The organism is Ramlibacter sp., from assembly GCA_019635435.1.
In the GTDB taxonomy this organism is placed as follows: domain Bacteria; phylum Pseudomonadota; class Gammaproteobacteria; order Burkholderiales; family Burkholderiaceae_C; genus JAHBZM01.
In genome coordinates, this window is the sequence record JAHBZM010000001.1 from 966999 (window position 1) to 978845 (window position 11847).

Below are 11847 nucleotides of genomic sequence, written 5' to 3' on the forward strand. Positions count from 1 at the left end.
CCGCTGCCGGGGGTAGGAATGCGCAAGTTCGAGCTGATTGATGCGTTGCGCGCGATTGCAGCCCTGCTGGTGCTGACCTATCACGTGGTGGAGGTGGGGCAGTGGACTGCGTTTCCCGTCACGGGGCCGGGGCTGCTGGTCCGCTTCGGCTGGATCGGTGTCGACCTGTTCTTCGTGATCAGCGGTTTCGTGATCGGACGCGCGGCCATCCGTGCGGCGCAGGAGCAGCAGCCCGGCTGGCGTGAACGCTTTGCAGAGCGGCGACTCCGCCGGATCGTGCCCCTGTACCTGTTGACAGCGGTGGTCTTCACGCTGTTCGTGGATTCTGATGTCCTGAGGCATGGCTGGAAAACAGCTGCCTGGCAGATCGGCGTGCATTTGATGTTCGTGCACAACCTGCACCCGTCTTCCCATGGGGCCATCGACGGCCCCAACTGGTCGGTGGCGCTGGAAATGCAGTTTTACCTGCTGATAGCCCTGTGCGCACCGTGGCTTGCGCGGGTGTCGGCGCTGAGGATCGTGGCGTTCTGGATGCTGCTGGCCGTGGCGTGGCGGTATGGCACCACGATCGTGCTCGCGCCAGGCACCGCATCACCTTATCTGCAGCATGTAGCCGAATCGCAATTGCCCGGCGCGCTGAGCCAGTTCTCGCTGGGCATCCTGCTGGCCAAGCGGGAGCTTGCCGGAGGTTTGCGACCCAATTGGCGAGGCTTCGGGACGTGCAGCGCGCTGGCGGCCATCCTCCTGATCACTGCCTGGAAGCTGCTGCTGGCCAACTCCACCTACTGGGACAACGCCCTGATGATCGTGGGCTGGCGGCCCTTGTTTGCCGTTGGCCTGGCGGCGTTGGTGGCCGCCGCCGTGACCGCGCCCGTCAATGGTGGCCGGCTGATCAGGCCCCTGCGTTATTTGGGTGAAATCAGCTACGGCATCTACCTCTGGCATCTGCCGGTGCTGCTTACCCTGATCGAGAAAACGCCTTGGCGAGGCAAATCCCTGATGATGGCCACGCTGGCCGGCACGATCGCGCTGGCCGCCCTCTCCTGGCATTTCTATGAACGCCGCTGGCTGGTGCCTTCTACCAGTCCACCAGGCTCAGCCCCACGCTGAACACATTGCGCCGGTGGTTGTAGTCGAGCAGGCTGTCGCCATAGCCGCTGAACCACTGCAGGTGCAGGCGCAAATCGTTGGGGGCGCCGCCGGGCGCGCCGTTGCCCAGCGCGCGCAGCCACTCCAGGCGCAGCGAGCCGCGCGGCCGCGCGCGCAGCGAGTTGCGCAGCGTGGCGCCCACGGTGTTCTGGCGGTCCAGGTCCCAGAAGGCGGCCACCTCGGCGCGGCCGATGTAGTCGCTGATGTCGGGGTTGTCGTTGCCACCGCTCTCGGGCATGCGCTGCCAGACCTTGGCCTCCACGCGGGCCTGGTTGTCCTTCTCGGCGCCGGCCATCAGGTAGGCGCGGTTCCAGCTGCGCGACAGGGGCAGGGTCTGGCCGTTGGACTGGTGGTTGATGCCGGCGCCCGTGTAGCGCAGCCGCCAGCCCGCGGGCAGGTCCAGGTCGGTCGGGTAGACGTAGACCAGCTCGGGCTCATGGTCGGTGCTGCGAAACGGCCGCGAGATGCCGCCGTTGAACAGCTGCCAGTACGACTGCTGGGTGTAGCCAAACCACAGCGAATCCTTGAGCGTGGGGTGGTTGCCGGTGAGCATGCCCTGCGCCAGCTTGGTCCGCACCGACAGCTGGATGCGGGTCTCGGTCTTGCGGTAGTCCTGCGGGCTCAGCGCGTTGTTGTCGGGGTTGGTGGAGGTGGGCAGGGTGTTGATGTTGTCCGCGGCGATCAGCGAGACGCTGATGGGCCGGTAGCCGCGGATGCCGAAGGTGCCGCAGTCGCTGCCATTTTCGAGTTCCCAGAAGCGCGACAGGTAGGAGTACTGCCGGTCATGGCAGCCCTTTTCCGAGGTGATCGAGATCACGCGCGTGGCCGGCAGCAGCGGCTGCACCGGGCCGCTGTCGGCCTGACCAAGCGCGGAGGCGGCGGGCACGCCCGGGGCGCGTTCGGCGCCCGCGGCCCCGGCGCGCGGCTGCTGCTGGGCCCAGCGGTCAAAGCAGGCGAGCCGGGCGCCGCTGTCGGCGGTGGCCACGCAGGCCTGCCAGCCCGCGTCGGCCGGGGCAGAGGCCTGCGCCGTCGCGGACCCGGCCCCCAGCGTGGCCCAGGCGGCTAGCGCCAGCCCGGCAGCTTGCGCAGCACGAAGCCGCGTTCCTGGTTGTCTGTGGAGCGTCGCCATAGTCCGGTGATTTCCTTGCCGCATGAGTTGGGGGAAACAGTACCAGACCAGACGGCGCTGATCTGTAGGCCGTTCTCGGTTTCGTCGAGCGCCAGCACGCCTTCGTCCACGTCGCCCGCCAGCGCCGAGCGCACGCCGTCGCGGTTGATGGCGCCGCGCAGGCCGCCCGCGTACTCGGGGTGCTTCTCGAACAGCACGGTGGCTGTGGCCTCGGGGCGGTCAAAGCTCACGCGCCACAGGCCATACAACTGCACCGGCAACAAATCTTCAGGGGCCGGGCAGGCCGAGGTGGCGTGCCCGCCCGGTGTTTGGACGTCATTGGGGCCTGAAGTCCAGGCAGGCTGGGCACTGAGCGCTATCAAAAGAAGAGCAAAAGGCCGTTTCATGTGGCACTGGCGGCGTCGGCGGGGTTGGCCGCTGCGTTGGCCGCGGCGCTGTCCAGCGCCTTCCTGGCGAACTCGGCGCGCAGGGCCTTGAGCTTTTCGCGCGGGTCCTCGCGGGTGGTGGACTTTTCCAGCGCCATTTCGGCAATGAAGCGGCTGGGCTGCGCGGCAATCATCTCGCGGCCCTTCTTGCGCTTCCTGGTCCAGCTCACGGCCAGCGAGCGCTGGGCCCGCGTGATGCCCACGTACATCAGCCGGCGCTCTTCCTGCAGGCGCTGCAGGATGCCCTCGCTCATCGGGCCGTCGGCGCGGCCCGTGGGGTTGTCGTCATCGCCGAGCTTGAATGGCAGCAGGCCCTCGGTCACGCCCACCAGCATCACATGCGGCCATTCCAGCCCCTTGGCCGCGTGCAGCGTGGACAGGGTCACCACGTTCTGGTCCTGCTCGCGCTCGCTGATGGTGGACAGCAGCGCAATGGTCTGCGCCACCTCGAGCAGCGATTTGGTCTCGCTCCCCGTGGTGACGCCGGCCGCGTCGTCGATCTCGCCGCCGCAGCGCTGGCTCATCCAGTCGCAGAAGTCCAGCACATTGGTCCAGCGCGAGGCGGCGAGTTTCTCGCTGTCCTCGCCGTCGTACAGGTGCTTTTCGTAGCCGATGTCCTTCAGCCAGTCGAGCATGAAGGCGCGCGCGGCCTCGGCGCCATGGGTCTGGCGGGCGCGGTATTCCAGGTCGTTCACATGGCGGCCGAACTCGTGCAGGCCGCCCACGGCCTTGGCCGGCAGCGCCGAGCCGAGCGAGGGCGAAAACAGCGCCTCGAACAGGCTGAGCTTGTACTTGCCCGCGAACGTGCCCAGGTTCTGCAGCGTGGTGTGGCCAATGCCGCGCTTGGGGCTGGTGATCGCGCGCAGGAAGGCCGGATCGTCGTCGTTGTTGACCCACAGGCGGAACCAGGCACACAGGTCCTTGATCTCGGCGCGGTCAAAAAAGCTCTGGCCGCCCGACACCTTGTAGGGGATGGCGGCCTTGCGCAGCGCCTTCTCGAACGTTTTGGCCTGGTGGTTGGCGCGGTACAGCACGGCAAAGTTCTTCCACTCGGGGGTGGCGGCACCGGCGCTGGCCGTGGCGGCCTGGCCGGCGCGGATCGACTGGATTCGGGCGACGGTGCGCTCGGCCTCGTGTTCCTCGTTGTCGGCATCCACCACGCGCACCGGCTCGCCCTCGCCCAGCTCGCTGAACAGGGTCTTGGGAAACAGCTTGGGGTTGGGGCCGATCACGTTGTTGGCCGCGCGCAGGATGGCGCTGGTGGAGCGGTAGTTCTGCTCGAGCTTGACCACCTTGAGGTTGGGGAAATCCAGCGGCAGCCGCTTGAGGTTGTCCAGCGTGGCGCCGCGCCAGCCGTAGATGGACTGGTCGTCGTCGCCCACGGCGGTGAAGCGGGCCTTCTCGCCCACCAGCAGCTTGAGCACCTCGTACTGCGTGGCATTGGTATCCTGGTATTCGTCCACCAGCACGTGGCCCAGCTGGGCCTGCCACTTGGCGCGCACCTCGGCGTGCTCCTGCAGCAGTTTCAGCGGCAGGCCGATCAGGTCGTCAAAGTCCACGCTCTGGTAGGCGGCCAGCCGCTCCTCGTAGCGCGCCATGATGCGGGCGGTCACGCGCTCGTTGTCGTCCCTGGCCTGGGCCTCGGCCTGCGCCGCATTCAGGCCCATGTTCTTCCACAGGCTGATGGCCCACTGCCATTGGCGCGCGGTGGCGGCGTCGGTGCTGCCGCCGGCGTCTTTGAGGATGCTGGTCACGTCGTCGCTGTCCAGGATGCTGAACTGCGGCTTCAGGCCCAGGGCCGCGCCGTCCTGGCGCAGCATGCGCACGCCCAGCGCATGAAAGGTGCAGACCAGCACGCCCTTGGCGTCGCGGCCGATCAGGCCCCTGGCGCGTTCGCGCATCTCGGCCGCGGCCTTGTTGGTGAAGGTGATGGCCGCGATCTGCTGCGGCGCCAGCCCGGCCTGGATCAGCCGCCCGATCTTGTGGGTGATCACCCGCGTCTTGCCCGAACCGGCCCCGGCCAGCACCAGGCAGGGCCCGTGCATGTAGTTCACTGCTTCCTGTTGGGCAAGGTTCAGACCGGCGGACATTGAAAATCTGGGGGGAGGGGGTACTGCGGGAGGGAGCGGGGAATCATAACGGGCTGCCCACGTCAGCCTGCTGCAAAGCCGCTCCCTGCCCATGCTGGGACAATAGGCCCCCGTGCTCAACGTCCTGCTCATTACCTTCCCGTTCTTCGCGCTGGTGCTGTGCGGCTACATCGCCGCGCGCCGGCGCATGCTGCCGCTGGAGGCGATTCCGGGGCTGAACACCTTTGTGCTGTACTTTGCACTGCCCTGCATGCTGTACCGCTTTGGCGCCAGCACGCCCATCGCGCAGCTGCTCGACGGCTCGCTGGTGCTGGTCTACCTGCCCTGCGCGCTGGCCATGGTGGGCGGCACGGTCTGGCTCAGCCTGAACCCGCGCGTGCGCTGGAACGACGCGGCCTTTGGCGCGCTGGTGGCGGCCTTCCCCAACACCGGCTTCATGGGCGTGCCGCTGCTGGTGGCGCTGCTGGGCGCCGCGGCGGCCGGCCCGGCCATCCTCACCATCCTGATCGACCTGGTGATCACCACCTCGTTGTGCATTGCGCTGTCGCGGCTGGACGGCGCCGACGAGCATGGCGCCAGCAAGGCCGCGCGCAACGCGCTCAAGGGCATGGCCACCAACCCCATGCCCTGGTCCATCGTGGCCGGTGGCGTGGCCTCGGCGCTGCAGCTGGAGCTGCCCAAGCCGGTGATGCAGACCGTGGGCCTGCTGGCCGACGCGGCCTCGCCCGTGGCGCTGTTCACCATCGGGGCGGTGCTGGCGCGTTCGCAGATCGTGGCGGCGCGCGAGGCCCACGGGCCGATGCCGGTGCGCGACTACCTGCCCGTGGTGGGCGCCAAGCTGCTGGTCCACCCGCTGCTGGTGTTCGCGGCCGGGGCCACGGCCAAATCGCTGGGCCTGCCGCTGGACCGCTTTGCGCTGACCGTGATGGTGCTGGTGGCGGCCCTGCCCAGCGCCAGCAACGTGTCGCTGCTGGCCGAGCGTTTCGGCGCGGACAACGGGCGCATCGCGCGCATCATCCTGTTGACGACCGCCGCCGCCTTCCTGACGTTCTCAGGCGCCGTCGCGCTGCTGAAATAGGCCTCAGGCGGCCGCGGTTTCCGTGGCCCGCGCACCCAGCCCAATGCGGTCCAGCGCCGCTTCCAGGTGGGCCACGGTGCGGTCCACATGGTGCCATTTTTCCAGGCCGAACAGGCCGACGCGGAAGGTCTTGAAGTCGGGGCCCTCGTCGCACTGCAGCGGCACACCGGCGGCGGTCTGCAGGCCTTCGGCCAGGAATTTCTTGCTCGACTGGATCTCGGGGTCGGTGGTGTAGCTCACCACCACGCCGGGCGCCTTGAAGCCCTCGGCCGCCACGCTGGCGATGCCCCGGCCCTCGAACAGCGCGCGCACCTTACGGCCCAGTTCCTTCTGCTCTTCGCGCACCTTGGCAAAGCCGTAGTCGCGGGTTTCCTTCATGACCCCGCACAGGCGCGTGAGGGCGTCGGTGGGCAGGGTGGCGTGGTAGGCGTGGCCGCCGCCCTCGTAGGTTTCCATGATCTGCAGCCACTTCTTCAGGTCCATGGCAAAGCTGGTGCTGGTGGTGGCGTCGATGGCGGCGCGGGCGCGCTCGCTGAGCATCACCATGGCGCAGCAGGGCGAGCTGCTCCAGCCCTTTTGCGGGGCCGAGATCAGCACGTCCACGCCGGTGGCCTTCATGTCCACCCACATGGCGCCCGAGGCAATGCAGTCCAGCACGAACAGGCCGCCCACCTCGTGCACCGCCTCGGCCACGCCCTTGAGGTAGTCGTCGGGCAGGATCATGCCGGCGGCGGTCTCCACGTGCGGGGCAAACACCAGCGCGGGCTTTTCGCGGCGGATGGTGGCCTGCACCTCGGCCAGCGGCGCGGGCGCCCAGGGGGCCTGCGCGCCTGCGCCGGTCTGGCGCGCCTTCATCACGGTGGACGCGGCCGGAATCTGGCCCATGTCAAAAATCTGCGTCCAGCGGTAGCTGAACCAGCCGTTGCGGATCACCAGCACCTGCTTGCCGGTGGCGAACTGGCGCGCCACCGACTCCATGCCAAAGGTGCCGCTGCCGGGCACCAGCACCGCGCTGTGGGCGCCGTACACCTCCTTGAGCATGGAAGAGATGTCTTTCATCACGCCCTGGAAGCTGCGCGACATGTGGTTGAGCGCGCGGTCGGTGTAGACCACCGAAAACTCCAGCAGGCCATCGGGGTCGACGTGGGGCAGCAATCCGGGCATGGGAACCTCGCTTTGTCTCGAATCTTGAAAGGGGCTGGCAGCTTAGCACGCAGCCCCTTCGCGCGTGCCCTACCAGGTGTCGATGGCCCTGCTGGCGCCGGGGGAGGGCGGCGCGGCCGAGGCCAGGCCCCGCGCCAGCCAGGCGCGGGTCTCGGCCGGGTCGATCACCGCGTCGATCTCCAGCGTGGCCGCCATGTTCAGGGCGCTGCCGGCCGCGTACTGCTTGTCCACCAGCTGCTGGTACAGCGCTTCGCGCGCCGGGCCTTCGGGCTGCGCCTCCAGCTCCTTGCGGTAGCCCAGCCGCACCGCGCCCTCCAGGCCCATGGCGCCAAATTCGCCGGTGGGCCAGGCCACGGTGAACACGGGTGAATGGAAGCCGCCCGCGCACATGGCCATGGCGCCCAGGCCATAGCCCTTGCGCAGCACCACGCTGAAAAACGGCACGCGCAGGTGGGCCGCCGCAATGAACAGGCGGCTCACATGCCGCACCTGGGCCTGCTCTTCGATCTCGGGCCCGACCATGAAGCCCGGCGTGTCCACCAGGCTGACCAGCGGCAGGCCGTGCGCGTTGCACAGCTGCATGAAGCGCGCGGCCTTGTCGGCGGCGTCGGCGTCGATGGCGCCGCCCAGGTGCTGCGGGTTGTTGGCCAGCAGGCCGACCGGGCGGCCCTCGATGCGCGCCAGCGCGGTGTGGATGCCCTGGCCAAAACCGGTGCGCAGTGGCAGCAGCGAGCCCAGGTCGACCAGGCCGGCCAGGGCAGTGCGGGTGTCATACACGCGCAGCCGGTTCTCGGGCACCACGTCGCGCAGCGCCAGAGGCTCGGGTGCAGACCACTCACGCACACGGCCCTGGAAGAACGACAGATAGTGCTTGGCGGCCTTCACTGCGGCGGCTTCGTCGTCCACCAGCACGTCGATCACGCCGTTGCCATGCTGAACGGCGCTCGGGCCAATCTGCTCGGGTGGGTACACGCCCAGGCCGCCGCCTTCGACCATGGCCGGCCCGCCCATGCCGATGTTGCTGCCGCGCGTGGCAATGATCACGTCGCAGCAGCCCAGCAGGGCCGCATTGCCGGCAAAGCAGCGGCCGGCCACCACGCCCACCACCGGCACCTGGCCATTCAGGCGGGCAAAGCTGGCAAAGGTGGTGACGTGCAGGCCGGCCACGATGGGCATGTCGGTGTCCCCAGGGCGGCCGCCGCCGCCTTCGGCAAACAGCACCACGGGCAGCTTCTGCTGCAGCGCAATGCCCAGCAGCCGGTCGGTCTTCTGGTGGTTGCGCATGCCCTGGGTGCCGGCCAGCACGGTGGCGTCGTAGGCCATGACCACGGCGCGCGCGGCCTGGGCGTCAAACTGCGCGCCATTGACGCTGCCCATGCCGGTGACCATGCCGTCGGCCGGGGTGTTGCGCACCAGGTCGTCGGCGCTGCGGCGGCTGGCCTGGGCCGCCACGGCCAGCGCGCCGTATTCAATGAAACTGCCCTCGTCGCACAGGTCGGCCATGTTCTCGCGCGCGGTGCGCAGGCCCAGTGCGTGGCGCTTGGCCACGGCGTCGGGGCGTTGCGCGTCCAGCGTGAAGGCGTGGCGGTCCAGCGCGCGCTGCAGGTCGGCGCGCTGGGCAGAAGGGGCTTTGGCAGGCGACTTTTGAGCCAAATCGGGCTGGAGTCCAGGACTGGCGGCCATCACGTGCTCTGAAATCAATAGCACATCGCCTTCGTTGACGGCTTCCCCGGCGGCGTAACGCAGCTCGCGGATGCGGCCCGCCGCGCTGGCGCGCAGCTCGTGTTCCATCTTCATGGCCTCGAGGACCAGCAGCAGGTCACCGGCCTGGACGGTGTCGCCGGGTTGCACCAGCCACTGGACGATCTGGGCCTGCAGGGGGGAGCGGAGTTCGGTCATGCGGGCCATTGTGAATCGGCCCGGCTGCCGCCGTCGTCATGGGCGTGACAGATCGAGGTCGATGCGGCGCTGGCGCGCCCGGGCCGGATCATCCAGCGCCGCCGTCAGCCGGGCCAGCGCGTCCTCCACCGTCAGCCTCTTGCCGTCGACCTGGGCGCTGGCCACACGCAGGAGGGTGCTGCGCGCGGGGATGTCGAATCGCTCGCAGCGCAGCGCCTGCGCGAACACGGTGGTGACGAAGTCGCTGATGCCGGCTTCCGAGCGGCGCCAGGCGTGGCGCACCACGATCTCGTTGAACGTCCAGCGCCCGACCTGGTTGTCGGGGCGCACGGTCGCCGACATGGTGGCGTGCAGGTACCGCTCCACGCACACGGCGTCCAGCTCGCGCAGCGTCGGGGTGCCGGGCGCGAGGCCATCAAAGCGCAGCAGCATGAGCGTGAAAACGGGCGGCAGTTCGGCGACCACCTCCGGCCCGTGCGCCAGGCGGCTCAGCATGCCCGCGCGCGGCTCCCCCGCCAGCCGGCTCAGCCGGCCCAGATCGGCCAGGCTGCGCTGCACCACCGCCCGGCGCTGTTGCAGCAGGTGCAGGCCGTAGAGGTTGAACGGGATCTCCAGCGCGCCGCCCAGCGGCATGGCCAGCAGCAGCCAGGGGGCAAAGGGCAGCACGCCGGCAATGCCCAGCGTGACCAGTGCCACGCCTAGCACCACGGGCGTGTAACCCACCAGCAGCCAGAAGGCCACCCGGTTGGCGGTGCGCCAGGCCAGCCAGAAGCTGCCCAGCCCCATCACCATGGCGGTGACGGCGCAGGCGTGCGAAATCCATTGCTGGAGCTGAAGCGGCAACACCACGCCGACGATGCCGGCGATCGGGCAGGCCAGGCCCAGCCACCACAGGGCCCGTGAGAAGCGCGGCGCCCGCACCTCCAGCGCAAAGGCCTGCCGCGCCAGCAGCAGTGCCAGCCCGCTGGCCACGCACGACAGCGCCGCCGCCATTTCGCCGCGCCAGGGCGCCAGGCCCGGCCAGACCCAGCCCTCGCCAAAGCCGGTGATGACGATGCCGCTCAGGCCAATGGCCAGGGTCAGCGCGCAATACAGGCCATAGGCAGCGCTGCGCAGCGCCAGCGCGCGGGCCAGCGCAAACAGCGCCGCGCCCGCCGCGGCGGCAAAGCACAGACCCATGGCGCCCAGCTGCCAGCCGGTGCGGCGGGCCCAGGTGGCCTGGGGCTGCAGGCGCAATTCGCCGTGCACATTCACGGTGGAGGCCAGCCGCAGGTAGACCGTGCGCGGCTGCGCCGAGGCCGGCAGCACAAACGTGGCGCGGAAGCGCACGTGGTTTTCGTACTGCTCGGGTTTCAGCGTTTCGCGGTCACGGTGCAGGTGCAGCATCTCGCGGCCGGAGCGGGTCAGGTACAGGTCGGCCCAGCGCACCGAGGGGTGGGTCAGTTCCAGCACCAGGGGCTCAGTGCTGGCGGCGCCCGAAAGGTCCAGCGCATACCAGACCGGCTGCCGTGCGGCGGCATGGAAGCGCAGCGACCCGGCGGGCTCGGGCGCGACCTGGTCCAGCGCCGCCACCGCGGGGGCCAGATCATCCTCGTCCGCGGGCGGCGTCCAGCGGCGCAGGGCCACGATGGCGCTGGCCGGCGCCATCGTGGCGGAGGGATCTTGATCCTGGGCGGCGACCCGGGACGCGCCCCAGGGAAGGGCGCAGGCGATAAGCAGCCAGCAGGCCAGTCGCGGCAGGGTCATTGAAAGTCAGGGCAGGTCGCGATGCAGGTCCAGCGCTCATTCTAGGGATTCGGGGGCATGGCCCGCCCGGCACAATGCCGCATGAGCCTGATTCCCCTGATTGAAACCACCCGCGGCGCGACCCCCGAGAACCTGCACTTCGGCGCGGTGGCCGTGGTCAATGCGCAAGGCCGGCTGCTGGCCAGCGCGGGCGACCCGCAGCGCCTGACCTTCACGCGGTCCACCCTCAAGGCCCTGCAGGCTCTGCCCTTCATGGAGGCGGGCGGGCCCCGGCATTTCGGCTTCAGCCGCGAGCAGGTGGCCCTGCTGTGCGCGAGCCACAGCGGCGAGCCCCTGCACGTTGCGAATGTGCAGGGCATGCTGGACAAGGCCGGCCTGAACCACCGGCAACTGCGCTGCGGCTGCCATGTGCCCTACTTTGTGGAGCATGGGGTCGGGCCCGCGCCCGCCGCGTTTGACGAGCGCCACCACAACTGCAGCGGCAAGCACACGGGTTTTCTCGCGTACTGCGTGCAGCACGGCCTGCCGCTGGACAGTTACTGCGAGCCCGGCCACCCGCTGCAGCAGGCCATCCGCCGCGACGTGGCCCGCGCGGCCGGTCTGGCGCCCGATGAACTGCGGCTGGGTATCGACGGCTGCTCGGCGCCCAACTACGCCATGCCGCTGGCGGCGCTGGCCCGCAGCTACGCGCGGCTGGCCACCGGCGCGCGCGACGCCGAACTGGGCGAGAGCTTCGAGCAGCTCGCCACCGCCATGTCGACCTGCCCCGAACTGGTCAGCGGGACCGCGCGCAGCGACCAGGCCCTGATGCGCGCGGGCCGCGGCGACTGGGTCACCAAGGTCGGTGCCGAAGGCGTTCAGGTGGTGGCGAGCCGCGAGCGCGGCGAGGCCCTGGCCCTGAAGATCAGCGACGGCAACAAGCCCGCGCTGTACGCGGCCACGGTCGAGGTGCTGGAGCAGCTGGGCTGGCTGGATGACGCGCAGCGCAGCGAACTTGCGCCCTGGCGCGCGGCGGAGATCCTGAGCATCCGGCGGGTGAAGGTGGGCGAACGCCGGCCGGTGTTCAGGCTCGGCACCGGGGCCTGAATCGCGGCCGGCGCTGCGACCTGTTTGCGCAGGGATTTGCCTCAAAGGGATTAAGCAAAGCCCTTAATCGATAGGTGCTCG

Annotated in this window: 9 protein-coding genes; 3 read left to right on the forward strand and 6 right to left on the reverse strand. The window is 69.4% G+C overall.

What is annotated here, in order from left to right:
• The first annotated feature begins 18 nt into the window (after nucleotides 1-18).
• Complete coding sequence (locus tag KF796_04610; GenBank protein MBX3585905.1) at nucleotides 19-1110, forward strand: acyltransferase; 1092 nt, start codon at nucleotides 19-21, stop codon at nucleotides 1108-1110.
• On the opposite strand, the gene KF796_04615 is transcribed toward KF796_04610, so the two are convergent.
• Genes KF796_04615 through KF796_04625 form a run of 3 tightly spaced genes read right to left on the reverse strand, consistent with a single transcriptional unit; the run spans nucleotide 1079 to nucleotide 4793 of the window.
• Nucleotides 1079-2278, reverse strand: coding sequence for a phospholipase A (locus KF796_04615; protein ID MBX3585906.1), 1200 nt, complete (start codon nucleotides 2276-2278; stop codon nucleotides 1079-1081). The two genes, KF796_04610 and KF796_04615, sit on opposite strands and share 32 nt — an antisense overlap.
• Complete coding sequence (locus tag KF796_04620) at nucleotides 2212-2664, reverse strand: hypothetical protein (protein MBX3585907.1); 453 nt, start codon at nucleotides 2662-2664, stop codon at nucleotides 2212-2214. Before KF796_04620 ends, KF796_04615 begins: the two co-directional genes overlap by 67 nt.
• Nucleotides 2661-4793 (reverse strand): UvrD-helicase domain-containing protein, encoded by a 2133-nt coding sequence (locus tag KF796_04625; protein ID MBX3585908.1) that lies wholly within the window; start codon nucleotides 4791-4793, stop codon nucleotides 2661-2663. The genes KF796_04620 and KF796_04625 overlap by 4 nt, the downstream gene beginning before the upstream one ends.
• Before the next feature lie 112 nt (nucleotides 4794-4905).
• On the opposite strand from KF796_04625, the gene KF796_04630 reads away from it, so the two are divergent.
• Nucleotides 4906-5871, forward strand: coding sequence for an AEC family transporter (locus KF796_04630; protein ID MBX3585909.1), 966 nt, complete (start codon nucleotides 4906-4908; stop codon nucleotides 5869-5871).
• Between the two features lie 3 nt (nucleotides 5872-5874).
• On the opposite strand, the gene KF796_04635 is transcribed toward KF796_04630, so the two are convergent.
• The 3 genes from KF796_04635 to KF796_04645 form a co-directional block, all read right to left on the reverse strand.
• Nucleotides 5875-7035 carry an alanine--glyoxylate aminotransferase family protein gene (locus KF796_04635; GenBank protein MBX3585910.1) on the reverse strand — a complete coding sequence of 387 codons (1161 nt, stop codon included), beginning with the start codon at nucleotides 7033-7035 and terminating at the stop codon, nucleotides 5875-5877.
• A 69-nt stretch (nucleotides 7036-7104) separates the two neighbouring features.
• The gene (locus KF796_04640) at nucleotides 7105-8934 is read right to left on the reverse strand and encodes a biotin/lipoyl-binding protein (GenBank protein MBX3585911.1); all 1830 of its coding nucleotides are present in this window, start codon (nucleotides 8932-8934) and stop codon (nucleotides 7105-7107) included.
• A gap of 36 nt (nucleotides 8935-8970) precedes the next feature.
• Nucleotides 8971-10680 (reverse strand): hypothetical protein, encoded by a 1710-nt coding sequence (locus KF796_04645; protein MBX3585912.1) that lies wholly within the window; start codon nucleotides 10678-10680, stop codon nucleotides 8971-8973.
• 81 nt (nucleotides 10681-10761) lie between these two features.
• Here KF796_04645 and KF796_04650 point away from each other — a divergent pair, with 81 nt between their 5' ends.
• Nucleotides 10762-11766 carry an asparaginase gene (locus KF796_04650; GenBank protein ID MBX3585913.1) on the forward strand — a complete coding sequence of 335 codons (1005 nt, stop codon included), beginning with the start codon at nucleotides 10762-10764 and terminating at the stop codon, nucleotides 11764-11766.
• The last annotated feature ends 81 nt before the right edge of the window (nucleotides 11767-11847 follow it).

What these genes read in the sequence shown, in the direction of transcription:
- KF796_04610 (MBX3585905.1), top strand. Translation starts at nt 19, where the DNA reads ATGCGCAAGTTCGAGCTGATTGATGCGTTGCGCGCGATTGCAGCCCTG.
- KF796_04615 (MBX3585906.1), bottom strand. Translation starts at nt 2,278, where the DNA reads ATGGCGACGCTCCACAGACAACCAGGAACGCGGCTTCGTGCTGCGCAA.
- KF796_04620 (MBX3585907.1), bottom strand. Translation starts at nt 2,664, where the DNA reads ATGAAACGGCCTTTTGCTCTTCTTTTGATAGCGCTCAGTGCCCAGCCT.
- KF796_04625 (MBX3585908.1), bottom strand. Translation starts at nt 4,793, where the DNA reads ATGTCCGCCGGTCTGAACCTTGCCCAACAGGAAGCAGTGAACTACATG.
- KF796_04635 (MBX3585910.1), bottom strand. Translation starts at nt 7,035, where the DNA reads ATGCCCGGATTGCTGCCCCACGTCGACCCCGATGGCCTGCTGGAGTTT.
- KF796_04640 (MBX3585911.1), bottom strand. Translation starts at nt 8,934, where the DNA reads ATGACCGAACTCCGCTCCCCCCTGCAGGCCCAGATCGTCCAGTGGCTG.
- KF796_04645 (MBX3585912.1), bottom strand. Translation starts at nt 10,680, where the DNA reads ATGACCCTGCCGCGACTGGCCTGCTGGCTGCTTATCGCCTGCGCCCTT.
- KF796_04650 (MBX3585913.1), top strand. Translation starts at nt 10,762, where the DNA reads ATGAGCCTGATTCCCCTGATTGAAACCACCCGCGGCGCGACCCCCGAG.